We start from the raw sequence: 22,268 nt of genomic DNA on the forward strand, positions 1-22,268 counted from the left end.
ACATCGATCAGTCGTCCAATGCATGGACCTCGCAGTCTTGATAGCCATAGGCTATGCAGATGCAGCTCCATCAGCTCCGCTACTTCGTCGCAGTCGCGGAAGTGCGACATTTCACCCAGGCGGCCGATGTCGTCGGCATAACCCAGCCCTCGTTGAGTAAGCAAATTCACGCCCTGGAGACCTCCCTCGGGGCGCCGCTGTTCGAGCGGGTGCGGGGCAACATCGCCCTCACCGCCGCCGGCGAGGTGCTGCTCCCGCTGGCCAGGCGCATCCTCGCCGACGTCGAGACAGCCACCCGAGAGGTCCAGGAACTGGTCGGGCTGCGGCGCGGCCGGGTCCGCCTCGGCGCCACCCCGAGCCTGGCCACCGCGCTCGCCCCGCCGGTGCTGCGCCGGTTCCGCGACGCCCACCCCGCCGTCGACCTGCGGGTGGAGGAGGGCGGCTCGCAGAACCTGGTCCGCGACCTGCTCCGCGGCGACCTCGACCTGGCATTGATCATCATGCCCGCCCACGGCGCGGATCCGGGGCTGCGCACCGAGGAGATCCTCCGGGAGAGCCTGGTGGTGGCCTCGCTGGACGAGGTCCCCGGCACCTCTGCGGCCGGCGAACTGCGCATCACCGACCTGCGCGGCCAGCCGCTGGTCATGTTCCGCGAGGGCTACGACCTGCGCGACGCCACCCTCCAGGCGTGCCGGGAGGCCGGCTTCGAGCCGACCCTCTCCGTCGACGGCGGCGAGATGGACGCCGTGCTCAGCTTCGTCGAGGCCGGGCTCGGGGTGGCGCTGGTGCCCGGCATCGTGGTGGCCCGCCGCCCCGCCATCCGGGTCACCCGGCTGGCCCCGCCGGGGGTGCGCCGGACCATCGCCGTGGCCCGCCGCCGCGACGTCGTGCCCACCCACGCCGGGCGCGAGCTGCGCCGCATCCTGATGGACTACGTGCACACCGCGATCGAGTCGGACGGCCTCCCGCCCGGGGTGGAGCCGCGGTGAGGGACCCGGTCGAGGGAACGGTGCGCGTATGTCGCCCCTTGTGCCGCGCTTGAGTTAAATAGTCCTTAAGGGCGTTGTATCAGCCGCGTTGCTCCTGTTGGTCCCCTATGGTGAAGCCTTGCACAGGCACGACGCCCCGTCGGCCTGTCGAAGGCGAAGTCGACACGCGGGCTCGCGTGGCAGGGAGGCCACCACATGAGGATCCTGGTTACCGGCGGTGCCGGCTTCATCGGCTCACACTTCGTCCGGAGCCTGCTCAACGGGCGGTACGTCGGCTTCGAGGACTGCCACGTGACGGTCCTGGACAAGCTGACCTACGCGAGCGACCGGAACAACCTGCCCGCCAACCACCCCCGACTGGCCTTCGTCCGCGGCGACATCTGCGACCGGCCGCTGCTCGCCGACCTGGTCCCCGGGCACGACGCGGTGGTGCACTTCGCCGCCGAGTCGCACGTGGACCGGTCCATCGACGACCCGGCCCCGTTCTTCGAGACGAACGTGATGGGCTCGCACCGCCTGATGGCCGCCTGCGCCCGCGCCGGGGTGGGCCGGGTGGTGCACGTCTCCACCGACGAGGTGTACGGGTCGATCACCGACGGCGCGTGGACCGAGCGCTGCGTGCTGGAGCCCAACTCGCCGTACGCGGCGTCGAAGGCGGCCAGCGACCACGTCGTACGGTCGTACTGGCGCACCTTCGACGTCGACGTGTCGATCACCCGGTGCGCCAACAACTACGGGCCCTACCAGCACGTGGAGAAGGTCATCCCGCGCTTCGTCACCAGCCTGCTCACCGGTGGGGACATCACCCTGCACGGCGACGGCGGCGCGGTCCGCGAGTGGCTGCACGTCGACGACCACTGCCGGGCCATCGCGCTGGTGCTGGGCAAGGGCCGCGCCGGGGAGGTCTACAACATCGGCGGCGACGTCGAGCTGACCAACAAGGCGTTGGCCGAGAAGATCCTGCTGCTCGCCGGGGCCGGCTGGGATCGGGTGCGGCACGTCGCCGACCGCAAGGTCCAGGACCAGCGGTACTCGCTCGACTACACCAAGATCCAGGACGAGCTCGGCTTCGAGCCGCGGATCCGGTTCGCCGAGGGGCTGTCCGAGGTCTTCCACTGGTACCGGGAGAACCGGGCCTGGTGGGCGCACGCGTACCCGGAGGCCCGCCCCGCCGGCCTGACCAACTCCGTGCGGGGGTTCCCGGCCGGCCGGGCGGTGCCCGCCCCGGTGCACTGACCCACCCCGGGTGGCTCAGCGGCCCTCGGCGTCGTCCATCGCCCGGTAGATCCGCTGCTCGGAGACCGGGTACGGGGTGCCGAGCGCCTGGGCGAACACGTTCACCCGCAGCTCCTCGATCATCCAGCGGATCTGCCGTACCGCCGCCGACTGTCGTCGGCTCGGCGGCAGCGCGGCGAGCAGGTCGGCGTACTCCTTCTGCACCACCGCGATCCGGTCCTGCTGCTGGCGGTCCCGCTGCGGGTTGCCCGGCAGCCGGTCCAGCCGCCGTTCGATCGCGGTCAGGTAGCGCAGCAGGTCGGGCAGGCGGGCGTACCCGGCCTCGGTGATGAAGCCGGCGTGCACCAGGCCGGAGAGCTGGACCCGGATGTCGGCCAGGGCGGCCACCACGGCCAGGTTCTGGGTCTTGCCGAGCCGCTGCTCGACGGCGTACCCGGCGGCGAGCACCTGCCGCACCCGCCCCATCACCTCGACCACGGTGTCCACCAGGTCGGCGCGGACCCGCTCGCGCAGCGCGGCGAAGCCCTCGGCGTCCCACGCGGGGCCGCCGGCCTCGGCGATCAGCCTGTCGATCGCCGCCCCGGCCGCGTCGGAGATGAGCTGCTGCACGCCGCCGTGCGGGTTGCGGCTCAACGCCAGCTTCGCCTCGTTGGACAGCCGCCCCTGGAGGAACTTCGCCGGGGACGGCACGGTCAGCCGCAGCAGCCGCCGGGTGCCGGCCCAGTGCGCGGCGGCCTGCTCGGCCTCGGAGTCGAAGACCTTCACCCCGACCGTCGACCCCTCGTCGACCAGCGCCGGGTACGCGGTCACCGCGTACCCCGCGCGGACCTGCTCGATGGTGCGCGGCAGGGCGCCGACTCCCCACTCCGTCAGCCCGGTGCGGGCCACCTCCGGCGCGGCGGCGGCCACCACCTGGCGCACCTCCTGGCGGAGCTGGCGTTGCAGGGCCGGCAGGTCCTTGCCCTCGGCGACGGGCTTGTTCTCCTCGTCGAGCACCCGGAAGCTGACCCGCAGGTGGGCGGGGAGTTTCGCCGGCTCCCAGGCGTCCCGGGGCACGGTCACCCCGGTCATCCGGCGTAGCTGCCGGGTCAGCGCGTCCAGCAGCGGCTCCTCGCCCGGGGTGATCGCGGCGAGCGCCGCCCGGGCGTAGTCGGGGACCGGGACGAAGTTACGCCGGACCGGCTTGGGCAGCGACCGGATCAGCGCGATCACCATCTCCTCGCGCAGGCCGGGGACCTGCCAGTCGAAGCTCTCCACCGGCACCTGGTTGAGCAGCGGCAGCGGGATGTCCACGGTCACCCCGTCGGTCGAGGTGCCCGGATCGAAGGTGTACGTCAGCGGGAAAGTCACCCCCTCCGTCCGCCACTCGTCCGGGTAGTCGTCCTCGGCGACCCCGCCCCGGCCGGCGTTGACCAGCAGCTCCCGGGTGAACATGAGCAGGTCCGGCTGCTCCCGGCGGGTCTGCTTCCACCAGGCGTCGAAGTGTCGCCCGGACACCACGTCGGCCGGGATCCGCTCGTCGTAGAACTGGAAGATCGTCTCGTCGTCGACCAGGATGTCCCGCCGCCGGGCCCGGTTCTCCAGTTCCGCGATCTCGGTGAGCAGCCGCTGGTTGTCCTGCCAGAACTGGTGGTGGGTCTGCCAGTCGCCCTCGACCAGGGCGTGCCGGATGAACAGCTCCCGGGACAGCACCGGGTCGATCCGGCCGAAGTTCACCTTTCGGGCGGTGACCAGCGGCACGCCGTACAGGGTGACCTTCTCGTACGCCAGCACCGCCGCCTGCTTCTTCTCCCAGTGCGGCTCGCTGTAGCTGCGCTTGACCAGGTGCTGGGCCAGCGGCTCGACCCACTCCGGCTCGACCCGGCCGGCCACCCGCCCCCACAGCCGGGAGGTCTCCACCAGCTCGGCGGCCATCACCCAGCGCGGCGGCTTCTTGAACAGCGCCGACCCGGGGAACAGGGCGAACTTCGCCCCCCGCGCGCCCAGGTACTCGTGCTTCTGCGGGTCCTTGAGCCCGACGTGGGACAGCAGGCCGGCCAGCAGCGACTGGTGCACCTTCGGGGTGTCGATCTCCTCCGGCAGGTCCGCGGCGGGGCCGCGCCGGCCGCCGTCCGCCCCGGCCTCCTTCGCGCCGCGCCCGCCGCCGCCCTGATCGGGGGTACGCAGCACCTGGCGGAGCTGGCTGACGATGTCCTGCCACTCGCGTACCCGCAGGTAGTTGAGGTACTCCGCCTTGCACATCCGGCGGAATGCGCTCGACGACAGCTCCCGCTGCTGCTCCCGCAGGTACCGCCACAGGTTCAGCAGCGCGACGAAGTCGGATTCCCGGTCGGCGAACCGGGCGTGCGCCTGGTCGGCCTGGGCCTGCCGCTCCGCCGGCCGCTCGCGCGGATCCTGGAGGGACAGCGCGGCGGCGATCACCATCACCTCGGTGGCGCAGCCGTTGCGCTCGCCTTCGAGGACCATCCGGGCCAGCCGGGGGTCGACCGGGAGCTGGGCCAGTCGCCGGCCCAGCGGGGTGAGCCGCTTGTCCGGGTCGGTCTCGGCCGGGTCGAGCGCGCCCAGCTCGTACAGCAGGTTCACCCCGTCGGCGACGTTGCGCCGGTCCGGCGGGTCGATGAACGGGAACGCCGCGACGTCACCCAGCCCGATCGAGGTCATCTGGAGGATGACCGAGGCCAGGTTGGTGCGCAGGATCTCCGGGTCGGTGAACTCCGGGCGGGACAGGAAGTCCGGCTCGTCGTAGAGGCGGATGCAGATGCCGTCCGAGGTACGCCCGCAGCGGCCCTTGCGCTGGTTGGCCGACGCCTGGGACACCGGCTCGATCGGCAGCCGCTGCACCTTCAGCCGGCTGGAGTACCGGGAGATCCGGGCGGTGCCCGGGTCCACCACGTACTTGATGCCGGGCACGGTCAGCGAGGTTTCCGCGACGTTGGTGGCGAGCACCACCCGGCGCCCGGGGTGCGGGGCGAACACCCGGTGCTGCTCGGCGGACGACAGCCGGGCGTACAGCGGCAGGATCTCGGTGCCGAGCAACGACCGCTTCTTCTCCACCAGCCTGGCCAGCGCGTCGGCCGTGTCCCGGATCTCCCGCTCGCCGGAGAGGAAGACCAGGATGTCGCCCGGCCCCTCGGCGGCCAGCTCCTCCACCGCGTCGCCGATCGCCTGGATCTGGTCGCGGACGTTCTCCTCGTCGTCGGCCTCGTCGGCCTCGGCCTCGGTGACCTCGACCAGCGGCCGGTACCGCAGCTCCACCGGGTACGTCCGCCCGGACACCTCGACCACCGGCGCCGGCCTGCCCTCGGGGTCCGCGAAGTGTTTCGCGAACCGGTCCGTCTCGATGGTCGCCGAGGTGATGATCACCTTGAGGTCGGGCCGGCGGGGGAGGAGCTGCCGCAGGTACCCCAGGATGAAGTCGATGTTGAGGGAGCGCTCGTGCGCCTCGTCGATGATCAACGTGTCGTACTGGCGCAGCATCCGGTCGGTCTGCAACTCGGCCAGCAGGATGCCGTCGGTCATCAGCTTGACCAGGCTGCGGTCGCCGACCTGGTCGTGGAAGCGCACCTTGTAGCCCACCACGTCGCCCAGCTCGGTGCCCAGCTCCTCGGCGATCCGGTCGGCCACCGTCCGGGCGGCCAGCCGGCGCGGCTGGGTGTGCCCGATCAACCCGTGCACCCCGCGCCCCAGCTCCAGGCAGATCTTCGGTAGCTGGGTGGTCTTGCCGGAACCGGTCTCGCCGGCCACGATCACCACCTGGTGGTCGCGGATCGCGGCGGCGATGTCGTCCCGGCGGTCGCTGACCGGCAGCCCGGCCGGGTAGGTGATCACGGGCACGGCCGCCCGGCGGTCGGCGAGCCGCTGCTCGGCCCGGGCCACGTCGGCGATGATCTCGGTCAGGGCAGCCTCGCGCCGCTGCGGGTCGCGCAGCCGCCGGACGCCGTCGAGGCGCCGCTGTAGCCGGCGCTGGTCGCGGAACATCAGGGCGGGCAGGCGGCGGTGCAGCTCGCGGACGGTGTCGGGCGCGGCGGGTGCGGCGGGTGCGGCTGGATTCTGCATGTCGTCGCCAAGGATAGGCAGCCCGAGTGCGGACCGCCCCCTGGTTACCGCCGTCTAGAGTTGACCATCGACCGACACCGACCGCGGGGGCGCCGAGAATGACCATGCGAGACACCGACCGGGCGCTGGTGCAGGCCGCCACGGCGGTCGCCAAGCTGCGCTGCCGAAGCGACAACCACACCGTCGCCGCCGCCGCCCGCACCGCCGACGGGCGGGTCTTCACCGGGGTGAACGTGTACCACTTCACCGGTGGGCCGTGCGCCGAGGTGGTCGCGATCGGCGCCGCCGCCACCCAGGGCGTGGTCGGGCTGGAGACGATCGTGGCGGTGGGCGACCGGGGGCGGGGCGTCATCCCGCCGTGCGGCCGGTGCCGGCAGGTGCTGCTGGACTACTTCCCGTCGATCCGGGTCATCGTCGGGCCGGCGGACGCGCTGCGCGCCGTGCCGGTCGCCGAGCTGCTGCCCACGGAGTACGTCTGGGCCGACCACCAGATCGACGCGGGCGCCGGGGTGCCGACCCCCCGCGAGGGCACCGCGGGCTGACCACCCCGGGGGTCCCGTGGCCCGTGCCGGCTCAGTCGCCCGCCGCCATCTCCAGCATCGACCGGGGGATCGGCACGCCGCCGAACCGGACGTTGCCCTGCGGCACCAGCCAGCTCATCACCCGTACGACGAGCCGGCCGGCCCGGACCGCCGGGTCGTTGCCGTACAGCTCGCGGGCCGCCGCCCGATCGACCGCGAGCACCGCGAAGCCGCGCAGCCGGTCGTCGTCGGGGTCGAGGAAGGGACCTACCGCCAGGACGAGGCCCTGCTCCACCAGCCCCGCCTGGTGGGCCAGGTGGGCGTCGCGCAACCGGTCCGCCGCGTCCCGGGGCAGCTCCGGGGCGTCCTCGGGCCAGGACAGGAGCACGACGGTGTGCTGGTCGAATTCCATGCGACCAGCGTATGGGGGTGAATGGTGCCGCCATCGCCTGAACGGGGGTTTCCGAGGAGATCGCGGCTTTTGCCACTTCAAACGAAATTTCTTCCCTCTAGCCTCGGTCTCGGGACGACGACGCGGGGAGGTGCGGGGGAATGGTCTCCAGGAGAGGTCTGCTCATCGCGGGGGCGGCGGGCGGCGCGGCCGCGCTGGCGCCGGCCGGATGGGCCGTCGCCGGGTCGCGTCCGGCCCCGCCGCTGGACCCGCGTGGCATCCCGAAGTACGTCACCCCGCTCCCCGTCCCCAGGACCATGCCCCGGGACCTCGGGGGCCCCGACGCCGACGAGTACGCGGTCGCGGTGCGGCAGTTCCGCCAGCAGGTCCTGCCCCGGTCGCTGCCGCCCACCACCGTCTGGGGCTTCGGCTCGGCGGCCCACCCCGGCAGCTTCCGGTACCCGGGCCCCACCATCGAGGCCCGGGCCGACCGGCCGGTCCGGGTCACCTGGGTCAACCAGCTCCTCGACCGGCGCGGCCGGTACCTGCCGCACCTGCTCCCGGTGGACCCGACCCTGCACTGGGCCAACCCGGCCGGCGGCGACGAGGGGCGGGACCACGCCGGCCACTTCCGCCGCACGCCGGGCCCCTACCGGGGGCCGGTGCCGCTCGTCGTGCACCTGCACGGCGGGCACAACCGGCAGGAGAGCGACGGCCACCCGGAGGCCTGGTACCTGCCGAGCTGCCGCGACCTCCCGGCCGGGTACGCGCGGTACGGCAGCTCGTACCGCGAGTTCGGCGACCGGTACGCCGACTACCGCGGGACCCGGTGGTCGCCCGGCGCGGCGACCGTCGAGTACGCCAACGACCAGCGCGCCACCGCCCTCTGGTACCACGACCACGCCCTTGGCCTGACCCGGTTGACCATGTACGCCGGCCCGATCGGCCTGTACCTGCTGCGCGGCGGCGACGCCGACCTGCCGCCCGGGGTGCTCCCCGGCCCGGCGACCGGCCCGGCCGGTGGTTCCGCCCGCGGCCACCACGAGATCCCGCTGGTGATCCAGGACCGCAGCTTCTTCGCCGACGGCTCGCTGCGCTACCCCGCCAGCCGGGCCGAGTTCGACGGCCGTCCCGGCCGGTACGCGCCGGAGACGGACGTGCCCCCGATGTGGCACCCGGCCGTCTTCGCCGACACCATCGTGGTCAACGGCCGCACCTGGCCGGTGCTGGAGGTGGAACGCCGGCGCTACCGGTTCCGCCTGCTCAACGGCTGCAACTCGCGGTTCCTGCTGCTGTCGGTGGCGGCGCACCCCACGGCCCGGCCGGCCCGGCCGGCGGTGCCGTTCTGGCAGATCGGCAGCGACGGCGGCTTCCTGCCGGCGCCGGTGCGACTGGGCAAGCTGCCGCTGGGCGGCGGCTCCCGGGTCGACGCGCTGGTCGACTTCTCCGACGTGCCGGCGGGGACCGAGCTGTACCTGGTCAACGAGGGCCCGGACGGGCTGGCCGGCCGGCCGGGGGCGGACGTCGAGCCGGCCGACCCGCACACCACCGGCCAGGTGCTGAAGCTCGTCGTCACCGAGGCGACCGGCCCGGACCGCAGCGTCCCGCCGGACCAGCTCGACCTGCCGTCGTCGCGACCGCTGGGCCCGGCCGAACGGGTCCGCCGGCTGTCGCTGAACGAGACGATGTCGACGTCGCCCGGCGCCGGCCCGGTGGCCGCCCTGCTGGGCACCGTCGACCGGGACGGTGGGGCGGTGCCGCTGCGCTGGAACGCGCCGGTCACCGAGACGCCACGGCTGCACGGCACGGAGGTCTGGGAGTTCCACAACTTCACCCCGGCCGCCCACCCGATCCACCTGCACCAGGTGCAGTTCGAGCTGGTCGGGCGGGGGCCGACCGGCCAGCAGCCGCCGAGCCCGGCCGAGCGCGGGTGGCTGGACACGGTGGCCGTGCTCCCCGGGGAGGTGACCCGGATCAAGGCCCGGTTCGACCTGCCGGGCCGGTTCGTGTGGCACTGCCACCTGCTGGAGCACGAGGACAACGAGATGATGCGGCCGTACGACGTCGTGCCCTCCGGCGGGGCGGCGACCGGCGACGGCGGGCTCCGCGCGGCGGGCTCCTCCGGGCTCGGCCTGGCCGGCGTGGCGGCCCTCGGGGCCGCCGCCCTGGGCGCGGGAATGCTGCACGGCGCACGCGATCCCGGATCGACATCCGCTGGTTAGGCGAGTCCGAGCAGCTCAGCTAAGGTAAGGCGAGCCTAAGCTGAGGGAGTTTCGTGACCACCGTCGCCGCGCGGCCGATCCGGGCCGCCAACCGGCCCGCCCGCGGGTCGGGCCGACGGGTGGCCGTCACCGTGGGGGCGGCGGCGGTGCTGGCGCTCGCCGTGCTCGCCAGCTTCGCCCTCGGCAGCCGGCCGCTCGCGCCCGACGACGTGTGGCACGCGCTGGTCGCCCCCGACGGCGGGGACGCCACCACCATCGTCCGCGAGCTGCGGATGCCGCGCACCACCCTGGGCATCGTCGTCGGTCTCGCCCTCGCCGTCGCCGGGGTGCTGTTCCAGGCCCTGACCCGCAACCCGCTGGCCGAGCCGCGCATCCTCGGCATCAGCGCCGGCGCGTCGTGCGGCGTGGTGCTGGCCATCGCCGTCTTCGGCGTCGGCAGCCTCGCCGGGTACGTCTGGTTCGGCGTCGCCGGGGCGCTCCTGGCCGGCCTGGCCGTGTTCGCCGTCGCCAACCGGACCCGCGAGGGCGCCTCGCCGGTCACCCTCGCGCTGACCGGCGCCGCGCTCGACGCCAGTCTCGGCGCCGTCGTGTACGCGCTGCTCAGCATCGACGCCCGCACCTTCGAGGAGTACCGGTTCTGGGTGGTCGGCGGGCTGACCGGCCGGGACGTCGGCGTGACCGGTCAGGTGCTGCCGCTCGTCCTCGCCGGGCTCGTACTGGCCGCCCTCGTCGCCCGGGGCCTGGACGCACTCGCCCTCGGCGACGACGTGGCCCGAGGGCTGGGCCACCGCATCGGCCTGGTCCGCCTCGGCGGCGGCGCGGCCGGGGTACTGCTCACCGGGGCGGCCGTGGCGGCGGCCGGGCCGATCGCGTTCGTCGGGCTCGCCGTGCCGCACCTGGCCCGCGCCCTGGTCGGCGCGGACCACCGGTGGACCCTCGCCGTCGCCGCCCTGCTCGGACCCGCCCTGCTGCTCGGCGCCGACGTCGTCGGCCGGCTCGTCGCCCCGCCCGGCGAGGTGCCCGCCGGGGTGGTCACCGCGCTGATCGGCGCCCCGCTGCTGGCCTTCCTCGTCCGCCGAGCCCGGGTGGTGACCGCGTGAGCGCCCTCGCCACCGGGACCCGCGCCCGGTCCGCCCCGCCCGGCCGGACCCTGCTGCGCCTCGGCCCACTGCGGGTGCCGGTACGCCGCCGGCCGGTGCTGGTCGCCGCCGCGCTGACCGGGCTGCTCGTCGCCGCCGGGGTGCTCAGCCTCTCCCTCGGCACCCCGTACGTCGCCCCGACCGACGTGCTGCGCGCCCTCTCCGGCGCCGGCACCCCGTACGACCTGGTGGTGCTCGACCTGCGGCTGCCCCGACTCGTGCTCGCGGCCGTGGCCGGCGCGGCGTTCGGCATCGCCGGCACGCTGATCCAGAGCGTGGCCCGCAACCCGCTGGCCAGCCCGGACGTCATCGGCATCACCCAGGGCGCCGGGCTGGCCGCCACCATCGCCCTGACCGGCGGAGCCGCCGCCGTCCTGGTCGCACCGGCGGCGCTGCTCGGCGGGCTGGCCGCGGCGGCACTGGTGCTCGCCCTCGGCGCCCGGCACGGGCTGGCCGCCCAGCGGTTCGTCCTCGCCGGGGTCGCGGTGGCCTTCGCGCTGCGGGCGCTGATCGAGGTGGTCCTGATGACCGCCGACCCGATCGACGGGATGCGCGCCCAGATCTGGCTGGTCGGCACCCTCGCCGGAAAGGGCTGGACCGAGGCGGCGTGGATCGCGGTCACCCTGCTGGCGCTGCTGCCCGTGCTGCTCTGGGCCGGCTGGGCACTGAACAGCACCGCCCTGGACGACGACACCGCCCGCGGGATCGGCGTCCGCCCGGTCGCCCGCCGGATCGGCCTGGCCGGCACCGGGGTCCTCGCCGCCGCGATGGTCACCGCGCAGGTCGGCGCCGTCGACTTCGTCTCCCTGGTCGCGCCCCAGCTCGCCCGCCGGCTGGTCCGGGCCGAGCGCCCCCCGCTGCTCTGCTCCGCCCTGCTCGGCGCGCTGCTGCTGGTCCTCGCCGACCTCGCCGGCCGCCGGCTGCTCGCCCCCACCCAGCTCCCGGCGGGCGTGTTGACCGCCGCGATCGGCGGGCCGTACCTGATCTTCCTGCTGCTGCGCGGACGCCGGAGGCCGTCCTGATGCCCCCGCCCGCCCCCGCCTCCCCGCCGGTCGGGTCTGGCGATGTCCCCGTGTCCCCTTCCGTCGTCCCCTCCCGAGGAGCCGTGATGCTCTCCACCCGCGACCTGGTCGTCGGCTACGACGAGCGGACCGTCCTGGACGGCCTCGACCTCGAGCTGCCCGCCGACGCCTTCACGGTCGTCGTCGGCCCGAACGCCTGCGGCAAGTCGACGCTGCTGCGCACCATGGCCCGGCTGCTCACCCCCAGCCGGGGCGCGGTGCTGCTCGACGGCACCGCGATCCGGGACCTGCCGACCCGGGAGGTCGCCCAACGTCTCGGCGTGCTGCCGCAGAGCCCGCTGGTGCCCGAGGGGGTAACGGTCGCCGACCTGGTCGGCCGGGGCCGGCAGCCGTACCAGCGGTGGTGGCGGCAGTGGTCGGAGCGGGACAGCGCAGCCGTCGACGAGGCGATGGAGCTCGCCGACGTGGCCGGCCTCGCCGACCGGCCGGTGGACACCCTCTCCGGCGGGCAGCGGCAGCGGGTCTGGATCGCGATGACCCTGGCCCAGGACACCGAGGCGCTGCTGCTGGACGAGCCGACCACCTTCCTCGACCTGGCCCACCAGGTGGAGGTGCTGGACCTGCTGCACCGGCTGCGCGCCGAGCGGGGCCGGACCGTGGTCGCCGTGCTGCACGACCTCAACCAGGCCGCCCGGTACGCCGACCACCTGATCGCCATGCGCTCCGGCCGGGTGGTGGCCGCCGGCCCGCCCCGGGAGATCCTCACCGTGGAGCTGGTCCGCGACGTCTTCGGGCTCGACTGCGTCGTCGTGCCCTGCCCGGTGACCGGCGCGCCCCTGGTCGTACCGGCCCTCACCAGCCCCTCCCTGGCCGCCTCCTCCGTCACCTCCTCCCTGGCCGCCCCCGCGCGGGCCGCCTCCTCCATCACCTCCTCCGCAGGCCCACCGGCCAACGGAACCCTCTGAAAGGAACATCGATGCGTCGTCTCGCCGCCGTGCTCACCGCGGCCGTCGCCCTCAGCGTCGGACTCACCGCCTGCGGAGAGAGCGACCCCGTCGCCGACACCGCCGCCGGGGACACCCGGGAGATCACCCACGCCATGGGCACCACCAAGGTCCCGGCCGACCCCAAGCGGGTCGTGGTCCTCGACACAGACAAGATCGACACAACGCTCTCGCTGGGCATCACACCGGTCGGTGCGGCCACCGCGGGCGAGGCGAAGGGCTGGCCGACCTACTTCGGCGAGGAGAAGCTGGCCGGGATCAAGTCGGTCGGGGTGCTCACCGAGCCCGACCTGGAGGCGATCAACGCCCTCAAGCCCGACCTGATCCTGGGCAGCAAGTTCCGCCAGGAAAAGTTCTACGACGAGCTGGCCGCCATCGCCCCGACGGTGTTCACCGAGCAGGTGGGCATCACCTGGAAGGAGAACCTTCTCCTCGACGGCAAGGCGCTCGGCAAGGAGGCGCAGGCCCGTGAGCTGCTCACCACGTACGAGAAGCGGGCCGCGGACTTCGGCGCGAAGCTCGGCGACGCCGCCCAGCGGAAGATCTCCATCGTGCGCTTCATGCCCGGCGCGATCCGGGTCTACGGCCCGGCCTCCTTCTCCGGCATCGTGATCGGTGACACCGGGCTGGGCCGCCCCGAGCGGCAGCAGCTCGCCAACAAGGAGGACAAGCGCTTCGACGCGGTCAGCCCCGAGCGGGTCAACGAGGTCGACGCCGACGTCATCTTCGTGACCGCGTACGGCGAGAAGGCGACCGCCGAGCAGGCCACAGTCTCCGGCGGCACGCTGTGGAAGGGCCTGTCCGCGGTCAAGGCCGGCAAGGCGTACCCGGTCTCCGACGAGGTCTGGATGACCGGCATCGGCGTCGGCGCCGCCAACAAGATCATCGACGACCTCGAAAAGCACCTCTCCTAACCCCCCCCCCCCCCCCCGGGGGGGGGGGGGGGGGGGGGGAGCGCAAATTCCCGGAAAGAGTGGCTGTTCCGCCGGGAACAGCCACTCTTTCTCTGTAAGAGCAGGGGGTCAATGGGAGGAGCGGCGGGAGTGGAGGGCGGAACGGATTTCCGTCAGCACGCCGTCGAAGTCTTCCTTCATTCGTTTGCTCGTCACGTGCAGGACTATCCAGCCGTCGCCGAGCAGGTGGTTCAGACGTTGCCGGTCGCGGTGGAACTGCTCAGGGTCGTGGTGCCAGAGGCCGTCGTACTCGACGGCCACCTTGAGGTCCGGCCAGGCGAGGTCGACCCGCGCCACGAATCGGCCGTTCCGGGTGACCACGTGTTGGGTCACGGGACGGGGCAGCCCGGCGCGGACGAGTCGCACTCGCAGCCGCGACTCGGGCAGGGACTCCGCGCCCGCGTCGACCAGGCTCAGTGTCTCGGTGAACCTCCGGGCACCCCGCTGGCCCCGCCGCCGGGCCAGGTACGCCGTGAGGTCGGCGGAGTGGACGACTCGGTTGTGCAGCAGAGTGTCGATCAACGCCACTGCTTCGACGGTGTCCAGCCAGCAGGCGAGGTCCCAGCAGGTGCGGACGCCCGTGGTGACAGGCATGCCATCGATCCGTTGCACCTCGCCCTCGCGCCAACAGGCAACGTGGATGAGCAGGCCGGCCAGGGGGCCGAAGCGGGAGGTCGGGTGGACGAGCACCTCGACCGGCTCGTGTGGCCCCGGTGTCGGCCCGCCGAGCAGGGCGACGGCCGATCTGCCCGCGACGGCGCATCCGGGTGGGAAGAGCCACGACGCCGCGGCCCGGCACCGGGTCAGGTGCGTTATCTCGACACGGGCGTCGGCATAGACATTGTGGAGAACCTGTTGCCATGCGCTGCTGCGTAGGTCGTTTTTGTTGAGCAGGCCGCGGCGAACCGCGTCCCGCGCGAAGAACACCTGTCCGACCAGCTCGGCCGGCCGACGAGGAATGCGAGCCACCCCCCAACCCTGACGTACCCGCCCCCTCCCCGAAACCCCCTGTGGATAACCCGCCCCTCCCACGCCCTCCCACGCCCTCCCACGCCTGCACTTACACGGAATGAGTGGCTATTCGACGGGGAATAGCCACTCATTCCGTGACTTTGCGCCACGGTCGCGCCGCGGAGCGGCGAGGTGGGGTGGGGGTGGGGGGGGGGGGGGCGGGGGGGGTGGGGGGGGGGGGGGGGGGGGGGGGGGGGGGGGGGGGGGGGGCGCCCGGGGGGGGGGGGGGGGGGGGTTAGGCGGCGGTGGACCAGATGGCGCGGAAGGCGGCGGCCTCGCCGGCCAGCCATTGTTCGACCTGTTGGGGCTTGACGGTGTTCGGCATTCGGTATGCCTCGCCTCGGCGGACGTCTACCAGGACCGGGGTGGCGTGGGGGAGGACGGCGTCCATGTGCCGGGCCATCAGGTGCAGGGTGGCCAGGGCCGCCTCCTCGCTGGGCGGGGCCTCGTCGAAGTGCAGGCGGACGGCCTCGGCGCGGCCGTCGTCGGCGTACCGGATGCCGAAGTGGGGGTTGATCTTGACGGGGAGGTCGCCGAGCATGGCCAGGGCGTCGCGGGTCTGGGCCAGGTCCACGGCGGTCGGCTCGCCGAGGGAACGCAGCCAGGCCGTCGCGCCCGGCACGAGCGCCTGGTAGAGCGGGCGCCAGCGCGGCTTGACCACGTCGGCGACCTGCGCCAGGTGGGTGCCGCCGGTGTGGAAGGCGACGTCGGCCTTGAGTGCCTTGACGAACTGGCCGTGCGGGTTGAAGCCGTGCCGGCTCGCCCGCTGCTTGCGCAGGCCCCCGACGAAGGTTGCCTTGGTGGGCCCGGTGCGGTCGACGTACCGGGTGAAGCCGAGGAGGGTGGCGTAGGGCGGGAGGGTGCTGGAGGTGGGCGCGGTCACGGAAGTCCTCCCAGGTCAGGACTTGGTTTAGTACACACATTCTAATCGACGGGTCTGACATTGCCCAGCGAAAACGAGGGGTCGTGCGGGCCCTCGACGGCCCGTCCCGGCGGCCGGGTGGCGACCTGGGACTTGACGCGCTCGGCTAATCCGACTAGCTTTTAGCTAACGACATTAGCTGAACCTGGAGGCAGTCATGACCGAGTACCTCTCCGTCGACGGCGGGCGCATCGCCTACGAGGTGACCGGCGAGGGCCCGCTCGTGGTCCTCGCCCACGGGATGGGCGACAGCCGCGACGCGTACCGTTTCGTTGTCCCGCGCCTGGTCGCCGACGGCTACCGGGTTGCCGCAGCCGACCTGCGCGGCGCCGGCGAGTCCGATACCAGCTTCACCGGCTACACCCGTACCGATCTCGCGGGCGACCTGGTCGCGCTGATCCGCCACCTCGGTGGGCCGGCCGTCCTGGTCGGCCACTCGATCTCCGGCGGGGCGGTCACCATCGCCGCAGCCACCGCTCCCGAGCTGGTCAGCGCGATCGTCGAGCTGGCGCCGTTCACCCGCAAGCAGTCGATCGGGCTCGCCGACCTGCGGGTCCGGCGCTTCCGGCAGGGCATGACCCGGCTGCTCGGCGCCGGCCTGTTCGGCAGCGTCCCGCTGTGGCTCAGCTACCTCGACGTCGCCTATCCCGGTTCGCGGCCGGCCGACTGGACCGCCCAGCTGGCCCGGATCGAGGCCAAGCTGCGCGAGCCCGGCCGGATGAAGGTGCTCCAGAAGATGGGCGGCTCCACCCCGGCCGACGCCGGCGCCCACCTCGGCGGGGTGCGCTGCCCGGCGCTGATCGTCGAAGGCACGCTCGACCCGGACTGGGCCGACCCGCAGGCCGAGGGCGAGGCCATCGTGGCCGCGATGCCCGACGGGCTGGCCACCCTGGCGCTCGTCGAAGGTGCCGGACACTATCCGCACACCCAGTTCCCCGATCAGGTGGTGGCGCTCATGCTCCCGTTCCTCGCGGCGGCCGTCCGTGCCTAGGGCAGGCCTCGACCGGGCCGCCGTGATCGCCGCAGCCGCCGAGGTCGCCGACGAGCGGGGCTTCGGCCAGCTCACCATGGGCCTGGTCGCCGAGCGGCTCGGCGTCCGCACCCCGTCGCTGTACAAGCACGTGGAGAGCCTCGCCGCGCTGCGCCAGGGTCTCGCCGCGCTGGCGATGACCGAGCTCGGCGACGCGCTGCGCGACGCCACCCAGGGGTACGCCGGGCGGGATGCGCTGGCCGCGGCCGCCCGGGCCATGCGGTCCTACCTGACCGAGCACCCGGGCCGGTACGCCGTTACGGTCGGCGCGGTCGTCGACCCGGAACTCGACGCGGCCGGCGCCCGGGTGGTCGAGTCGCTCGCCGCGGTGCTGCGCGGCTATCGGATCGACCCGGCCGAGCAGACCCACGCGCTGCGGACGCTGCGCAGCACCCTGCACGGGTTCGCCACCCTCCAGACCGCGCACGGCTTCCAGTGGAACGCGGACACCGACCAGAGCTTCGAGTGGCTGATCGACTTCCTCGACCGTGGGCTGCGCCGCCCATGATCGAGCTTCCCTCGACAGGATGCGCCGATGTCACCGACCTGGTGTCGACGCGCGAGCGCGGTGACTTTCGACGGGATCGCCGGCCTAGAGCTGACCCACGTCCGTGATCCGGACGACGGCGGCGCCCACCTCGTCGGAGGCGGCCAGGTCGATCTCGGCGCTGATGCCCCAGTCGTGGTCCTCGTCCGGGTCGTCGAGGATCTGCCGGACCGTCCACCGTTCCCGGCCCTGCTCGATCATCAGCAGCGCCGGGCCGCGGGCGTCCGGGCCGACCCCGATCGAGTCGTACGACTCGAAGTACGGCTCCAGCGCCTCGGCCCACGCGTCGGCGTCCCAGCCGTCCCCGCCGTCCAGCTCCCCGAGGTCGTACCAGCGGCGCAGGGCCGCCAGCTCGACCCGGCGGAACAGCGCGTTGCGCACCAGCACCCGGAACGCCCGGGTGTTGCGGGTGACGGCCGGCGGCCGGTCGTCGAGATTCGCGTACGCCTCGGCGGCCTCGGCCACGTCGGACGGGTTCTTCAGCCGCTCCCACTCGTCGATGAGGCTGGAGTCGACCTGGCGGACCAGCTCGCCCAGCCACTCGATGAGGTCGACCAGCTCCTCGGTCTTGGCGTCCTCGGGGACGGTCTGGCGCAGCGTCTTGTACGCGTCGGCGAGGTACCGCAGGACGAGGCCCTCGGAGCGGGTGAGGGAGTAGAACTGCACGTAATCGGTGAAGGTCATCGCCCGCTCGTACATGTCGCGGACGACCGACTTGGGGGAGAGCTGGTGGTCGGCGACCCAGGGGTGCCCCTGCCGGTACATCTCGTACGCGGCCTCCAGCAGCTCCGCGAGGGGCTTCGGGTGGGTCACCTCGTCGAGCAGTTCGAGGCGGGCCTCGTACTCGATGCCCTCGGCCTTCATCGCGGCGACCGCCTCGCCGCGGGCCTTGAACTGCTGCGCGGAGAGGATCTGCCGGGGGTCGTCGAGGATCGACTCGATCACCGAGAGCACGTCGAGGGCGTACGACGGGGACTCGGCGTCCAGCAGCTCGATGGTGGCCAGGGCGAGCGGCGACAGCGGCTGGTTGAGCGCGAAGTCGAGCTGGAGGTCGACGGTGAGCCGCACCCGGCGGCCGGTCTCGTCCGGCTCGGGCAGCTCCTCGACCACCCCGCCGGCCCGCAGCGCCCGGTAGATGGCGATGGCGCGGCGGATGTGCCGGCGCTGGGCGGCCCGCTCCTCGTGGTTGTCGGTGAGCAGGTGGCGCATCGCGGCGAACGCGTCGCCGGGGCGGCCGATGACGTTGAGCAGCATCGAGTGGCTGACCTGGAAGCTGGAGGTCAGCGGCTCCGGCTCGGCGTCGACGAGGCGGTCGAAGGTGGGCCGGCCCCAGCCGATCGAGCCCTCCGGCGGCTTCTTGCGGACCACCTTGCGCCGCTTCTTCGGGTCGTCGCCGGCCTTGGCGAGGGCCTTCTCGTTGTCGATGACGTGCTCGGGGGCCTGCACGACGACCCGGCCGATGGTGTCGAAGCCGGCCCGGCCGGCCCGGCCGGCGATCTGGTGGAACTCGCGGTTCTTGAGCAGCCGGGTGCGGACGCCGTCGTACTTGCTCAGGCCGGTGAACAGCACGGTGCGGATGGGCACGTTGATGCCGACGCCGAGGGTGTCGGTGCCGCAGATGACCTTGAGCAGCCCGGCCTGGGCCAGGGTCTCGACGAGCCGGCGGTACTTCGGCAGCATGCCGGCGTGGTGCACGCCGATGCCGTGCCGGACCAGCCGGGACAGGGTCTTGCCGAAGCCGGAGGTGAACCGGAACCGGCCGATCGCCTCGGCGATCATGTCCTTCTCGGCGCGGGTGGCGACGTTGACGCTCATCAGCGCCTGGGCGCGCTCCAGCGCGGCGGCCTGGGTGAAGTGCACGACGTACACCGGGGCCTGCTTGGTCTCCAGCAGCTCCTCGAGGGTCTCGTGCAACGGCGTCATCGCGTACGAGAAGATGAGCGGGACCGGCCGCTCGGCCGAGCGCACGACGGCGGTCGGCCGGCCGGTGCGCCGGGTGAGATCGTCGACGAAGCGGGTGGTGTCGCCGAGGGTGGCCGACATCAGCACGAACTGCGCCTGGGGCAGCTCGACGATCGGCACCTGCCAGGCCCAGCCCCGGTCGGGCTCGGCGTAGAAGTGGAACTCGTCCATGATCACCTGGCCGACGTCGGCCCGCGTCCCCTCGCGCAGCGCGAGGTTGGCCAGGATCTCGGCCGTGCAGCAGATGATCGGGGCGTCGGCGTTCACGCTGGCGTCGCCGGTGAGCATGCCGACGTTGTCGGCGCCGAAGACCTCGCAGAGGGCGAAGAACTTCTCCGACACCAGGGCCTTGATCGGGGCGGTGTAGAAGGTCGTGCGGCTGTCGGCCAGGGCGGCGAAGTGCGCGGCGATCGCCACCAGGCTCTTGCCCGAGCCGGTCGGCGTATTCATGATCACGTTCGCGCCGGAGACGATCTCGATGACCGCCTCCTCCTGGTGGGAGTAGAGGTCGAGGCCGCGCTCCTTCGCCCAACTGGCGAACGCGTCGAAGAGGGCGTCGGGGTCGGCGGTTGTCGGCAGCGCGGCGGTGAGCGTCATAACCCGTCCATCGTGCCTGCCGCAGGCCCTCCCGCGCCAACCGGCCCGGCCGCCCTGGGTGAAAGGAAGGGCACCTTATTAACGCATTGCGTTAATAAGGTGCCCTTCCTTCACGTGGATGAGGTCGAAGATCGGGCGGCCGGCGGTCAGCGCCCGGCGCTCGAACTTGGTGACCGGCCGGTGCGCGGGGCGCGGCGCGTACCCGCCGTGCACGTCGAGCAGCCCCGGGTCGGCGGTCAGCGTCCCGCGCATCGACTCGGCGTACTCGGCCCAGTCCGTGGCGCAGTGCAGCGTCCCGCCGACTGCCAGCCGGGAGCGCAGCAGCGCCACGTGCGCCGGCGCGATGATCCGCCGCTTGTGGTGCCGCGACTTCGGCCACGGGTCGGGGAAGAAGACGTGCACGGCGTCCAGCGACCCCTCCGGCAGCGCCTCGACCAGTTCCAGGGCGTCGCCCTGGCCGATCCGGACGTTGCCCAGGCCACGGCGCTCCACCAGGCCCAGCAGGTTGGCGATTCCGGGCGTGTGCACCTCTACGGCCAGATAGTCTCGGTTCGGGTCGGCGGCGGCCATCTCGGCCGTGGCGTCCCCCATCCCGGAGCCGATCTCCAGCACCGCGGGGGCCCGGCGGCCGAAGAGCGCCGCCAGGTCGACGGGGGCGGCGAGGTCGTCGGTGATCGTCAGGCCGTACGCGGACCAGAGCCGGTCCAGGTCGTCGACCTGACGCTCGCTCATCCGGCCGCGCCGGGGGTGGAAGGTGCGGATCCGGGCCGGGTGCGGCGCCGGCACGGTCGCGGCGGGGTTCGGGTCGATGGAGGTCACAGCGACCCGAGCGTACGCGACGGCCGCGCCGGATCGGATGTGAGATGCGACCGGGGATGACGTGATTCATCCCGTACGGCAGGCCGGGCGGCCGCTGCCCGGGGGAGCGCTACCGCGCCGGGAGGGGTCATGGGGTCAGCCGCACGCCTCGGCACCGCGCTGGCGGTCGCCGTGGCCGCGCTCGCCGGCCCGCTCGCCGGGGTCGCCGCTGCCGCCGGTGCGCCCGCGCTCGTGCCCGCCCCCGTGCCGTCGGGTCCCGTGCCGTCGGGTCCCGAGCTGTCGAACCCGGTGCCTTTGGATCCCTGGCCGCTGGAGCCCGAGCGGCCGGCCCCCGTGCCGCTGGACCCCGAGCCGTTGGACCCGCAGTCGGTGGACCCGCAGCCGCTTGCCGGTGCCCCGGGCGCTGAACAGCCCGGCGGCGGTCCGTCGTCCGGCTGGCGGGTCTTCGTCGAGGTCAGCCCCGGCACGGTGCAGCCCGGCTACCTCGTCGGCATCCGGGCCAGCTGCCGCGACAACTCGGTGCCGGCCATCGTAGTCTCCGACGCCTTCGGTCGGGTCGCCGTGCGACCGTACGAGGGGCTGCTCATCGCGTCCCCGATGGTCCGCGAGCGGGTCTGGCCGGGCAACTACCCGGTGAAGCTGGAGTGTCGGGACGGGGAGACCGCGGCCACGATGCTCCAGGTGGTGAAGAAGGTGCCCTCGCCCTCGCCCACCCGCAAGCCGACGCACCAGCCGGCCCCGCACCAGCCGCGCCCCACGATCCAGCATCCGAGCCGGGGACCGAACACCGGCTTCGGCGGTACGGCCGGGAGCGGCACCGACGGGCTGCTGCTCCCCGGGGGCGTGGCCCTGGCCGTGGCCGGGGTGACGATCGGCCTGGCCACGCGTCGCCGGCCCCGAGCCGGGTCCCGCCGCTGAGGCCGGCTGTGACGTCCGCGCGCCCGATCCCGTCGCCGGTGGCGTCCGCGCACGCCATCCCGTCGGCCGTGACGTCCGCGCGGGTGACCCCGTCGGCCGGTCCGGGTCGGCGGTCCTGGTCGGTACCGGTGGCCGTGGTCATGGTGCTGGTCGGGGTCTTCGTCACCGGCGCGGGGCTGGGCCGCACGGGCGGGCCGCTCGAGTGGGTCGCCGGGACCGCCGACCGGCCGACCTCGCAGGTTGCCGACGGGTCGGGGCTGGCGGCCAGTCGCCCCGTCCGGCTGCGCGCGCCGGCGATCGGGGTGGCCGCGTCGGTGGAGCCGGTCGGGGAGGCCGCCGACGGGTCGATCGACGTGCCACCGCTGGAGCGGGCGGACGAGACCGGGTGGTACGACCGTGGTCCGACGCCGGGAGAGTCGGGCCGGGCCGTGATCGTCGGGCACGTGGACACGAAGAACGGCCCGGCGGTCTTCTACGAGTTGGGGAAACTGAAGGTCGGCGACCGGATCGAGGTGACCCGGGACGACCGCACGGTGGTGGTCTTCGCGGTGGACGCGGTCGAGCACTTCGGTAAGGACGAGTTGCCCGCCGACCGGGTGTATGGCGACAACGGCCCGCCGGAGCTGCGGTTGATCACCTGCGGCGGCGCGTGGGTGGGCGGCCGGACGGGTTACGCCGACAACGTGATCGCGTTCGCCTCGTTGGTCGACACTCGCCGCCCCTGACGGGGTGGCGGGGCGGCCTGGCAGCAGGCACCGGCGTCGGTGGCAACGAGGGGCGCAGGGCAGGCGCATCGCGTCCTGGCCGTCCCCTTTGCCCCTCTGGGTGATCCTCGGCGCAGGAGGTGTCGCCGATTGGTGGGGTTCCCACGCCACCTTTGTGTCGGCCGTGTGACGCAAAGAGGGATATTGACCCCTCCCTTTTTGGAT

The 22,268-nt window shown here is 73.3% G+C and carries 18 protein-coding genes; 12 read left to right on the forward strand and 6 right to left on the reverse strand.

Annotated features, from left to right (window positions below; translation table 11 throughout):
• Nucleotides 1–53 precede the first annotated feature (53 nt).
• Entirely contained in the window at nucleotides 54–989 is a 936-nt protein-coding gene (locus tag GVV04_RS25290; RefSeq protein ID WP_161691171.1) for a LysR family transcriptional regulator, read from the forward strand.
• Nucleotides 990–1,184: 195 nt separating this feature from the next.
• Nucleotides 1,185–2,225 (forward strand): dTDP-glucose 4,6-dehydratase, encoded by a 1,041-nt coding sequence (gene rfbB / locus GVV04_RS25295; RefSeq protein ID WP_161691173.1) that lies wholly within the window; start codon nucleotides 1,185–1,187, stop codon nucleotides 2,223–2,225.
• A gap of 15 nt (nucleotides 2,226–2,240) precedes the next feature.
• Here rfbB and hrpA read toward each other — a convergent pair whose 3' ends face one another.
• On the reverse strand, nucleotides 2,241–6,281 hold the full coding sequence (gene hrpA, locus GVV04_RS25300) for an ATP-dependent RNA helicase HrpA (protein ID WP_161691175.1): 4,041 nt from the start codon (nucleotides 6,279–6,281) through the stop codon (nucleotides 2,241–2,243).
• 98 nt (nucleotides 6,282–6,379) lie between these two features.
• Between hrpA and GVV04_RS25305 the strand changes: the two genes are divergently transcribed.
• The gene (locus GVV04_RS25305) at nucleotides 6,380–6,823 is read left to right on the forward strand and encodes a cytidine/deoxycytidylate deaminase family protein (protein ID WP_161691177.1); all 444 of its coding nucleotides are present in this window, start codon (nucleotides 6,380–6,382) and stop codon (nucleotides 6,821–6,823) included.
• Between the two features lie 31 nt (nucleotides 6,824–6,854).
• On the opposite strand, the gene GVV04_RS25310 is transcribed toward GVV04_RS25305, so the two are convergent.
• On the reverse strand, nucleotides 6,855–7,214 hold the full coding sequence (locus GVV04_RS25310; RefSeq protein WP_161691179.1) for a YciI family protein: 360 nt from the start codon (nucleotides 7,212–7,214) through the stop codon (nucleotides 6,855–6,857).
• A gap of 140 nt (nucleotides 7,215–7,354) precedes the next feature.
• Here GVV04_RS25310 and GVV04_RS25315 point away from each other — a divergent pair, with 140 nt between their 5' ends.
• The 5 genes from GVV04_RS25315 to GVV04_RS25335 all read left to right on the forward strand — a co-directional run bounded on the left by GVV04_RS25315 (nucleotide 7,355) and on the right by GVV04_RS25335 (nucleotide 13,494).
• A complete protein-coding gene (locus GVV04_RS25315) occupies nucleotides 7,355–9,415 on the forward strand; it encodes a multicopper oxidase family protein (protein WP_161691181.1) in 2,061 nt (686 codons plus the stop codon).
• 53 nt (nucleotides 9,416–9,468) lie between these two features.
• Nucleotides 9,469–10,515 carry a FecCD family ABC transporter permease gene (locus GVV04_RS25320; RefSeq protein WP_161691183.1) on the forward strand — a complete coding sequence of 349 codons (1,047 nt, stop codon included), beginning with the start codon at nucleotides 9,469–9,471 and terminating at the stop codon, nucleotides 10,513–10,515.
• On the forward strand, nucleotides 10,512–11,576 hold the full coding sequence (locus tag GVV04_RS25325) for a FecCD family ABC transporter permease (protein WP_328822569.1): 1,065 nt from the start codon (nucleotides 10,512–10,514) through the stop codon (nucleotides 11,574–11,576). The genes GVV04_RS25320 and GVV04_RS25325 overlap by 4 nt, the downstream gene beginning before the upstream one ends.
• A gap of 86 nt (nucleotides 11,577–11,662) precedes the next feature.
• Nucleotides 11,663–12,541 carry an ABC transporter ATP-binding protein gene (locus GVV04_RS25330; RefSeq protein WP_161691185.1) on the forward strand — a complete coding sequence of 293 codons (879 nt, stop codon included), beginning with the start codon at nucleotides 11,663–11,665 and terminating at the stop codon, nucleotides 12,539–12,541.
• 11 nt (nucleotides 12,542–12,552) lie between these two features.
• Nucleotides 12,553–13,494, forward strand: a complete 942-nt coding sequence (locus GVV04_RS25335) for an ABC transporter substrate-binding protein (protein WP_161691187.1) — start codon at nucleotides 12,553–12,555, stop codon at nucleotides 13,492–13,494.
• Nucleotides 13,495–13,602: 108 nt separating this feature from the next.
• Here GVV04_RS25335 and GVV04_RS34560 read toward each other — a convergent pair whose 3' ends face one another.
• Together GVV04_RS34560 and GVV04_RS25350 are read right to left on the reverse strand one after the other, a co-directional pair.
• Nucleotides 13,603–14,502 carry an endonuclease domain-containing protein gene (locus tag GVV04_RS34560; RefSeq protein WP_161691188.1) on the reverse strand — a complete coding sequence of 300 codons (900 nt, stop codon included), beginning with the start codon at nucleotides 14,500–14,502 and terminating at the stop codon, nucleotides 13,603–13,605.
• 277 nt (nucleotides 14,503–14,779) lie between these two features.
• A complete protein-coding gene (locus GVV04_RS25350; RefSeq protein ID WP_161691190.1) occupies nucleotides 14,780–15,427 on the reverse strand; it encodes a hypothetical protein in 648 nt (215 codons plus the stop codon).
• A 196-nt stretch (nucleotides 15,428–15,623) separates the two neighbouring features.
• On the opposite strand from GVV04_RS25350, the gene GVV04_RS25355 reads away from it, so the two are divergent.
• Both GVV04_RS25355 and GVV04_RS33480 read left to right on the forward strand, forming a co-directional pair.
• Nucleotides 15,624–16,457: an alpha/beta fold hydrolase gene (locus GVV04_RS25355; RefSeq protein WP_161691192.1), complete on the forward strand. Its 834-nt coding sequence runs from the start codon at nucleotides 15,624–15,626 to the stop codon at nucleotides 16,455–16,457.
• Nucleotides 16,450–17,004, forward strand: a complete 555-nt coding sequence (locus tag GVV04_RS33480) for a TetR/AcrR family transcriptional regulator (RefSeq protein WP_161691194.1) — start codon at nucleotides 16,450–16,452, stop codon at nucleotides 17,002–17,004. The genes GVV04_RS25355 and GVV04_RS33480 overlap by 8 nt, the downstream gene beginning before the upstream one ends.
• A gap of 84 nt (nucleotides 17,005–17,088) precedes the next feature.
• Here the strand turns inward: GVV04_RS33480 and GVV04_RS25365 are convergent, their stop codons facing one another.
• Both GVV04_RS25365 and trmB read right to left on the reverse strand, forming a co-directional pair.
• Nucleotides 17,089–19,602 (reverse strand): DEAD/DEAH box helicase, encoded by a 2,514-nt coding sequence (locus tag GVV04_RS25365; protein WP_161691196.1) that lies wholly within the window; start codon nucleotides 19,600–19,602, stop codon nucleotides 17,089–17,091.
• Between the two features lie 78 nt (nucleotides 19,603–19,680).
• A complete protein-coding gene (gene trmB, locus GVV04_RS25370; RefSeq protein WP_161691198.1) occupies nucleotides 19,681–20,421 on the reverse strand; it encodes a tRNA (guanosine(46)-N7)-methyltransferase TrmB in 741 nt (246 codons plus the stop codon).
• A 129-nt stretch (nucleotides 20,422–20,550) separates the two neighbouring features.
• Between trmB and GVV04_RS25375 the strand changes: the two genes are divergently transcribed.
• Together GVV04_RS25375 and GVV04_RS25380 are read left to right on the forward strand one after the other, a co-directional pair.
• Nucleotides 20,551–21,339: a hypothetical protein gene (locus tag GVV04_RS25375; RefSeq protein ID WP_161691200.1), complete on the forward strand. Its 789-nt coding sequence runs from the start codon at nucleotides 20,551–20,553 to the stop codon at nucleotides 21,337–21,339.
• 68 nt (nucleotides 21,340–21,407) lie between these two features.
• Nucleotides 21,408–22,064: a class F sortase gene (locus tag GVV04_RS25380; RefSeq protein ID WP_328822581.1), complete on the forward strand. Its 657-nt coding sequence runs from the start codon at nucleotides 21,408–21,410 to the stop codon at nucleotides 22,062–22,064.
• The last annotated feature ends 204 nt before the right edge of the window (nucleotides 22,065–22,268 follow it).

It is taken from the genome of Micromonospora rubida (genome assembly GCF_009908295.1).
GTDB lineage: Bacteria > Actinomycetota > Actinomycetes > Mycobacteriales > Micromonosporaceae > Micromonospora > Micromonospora rubida.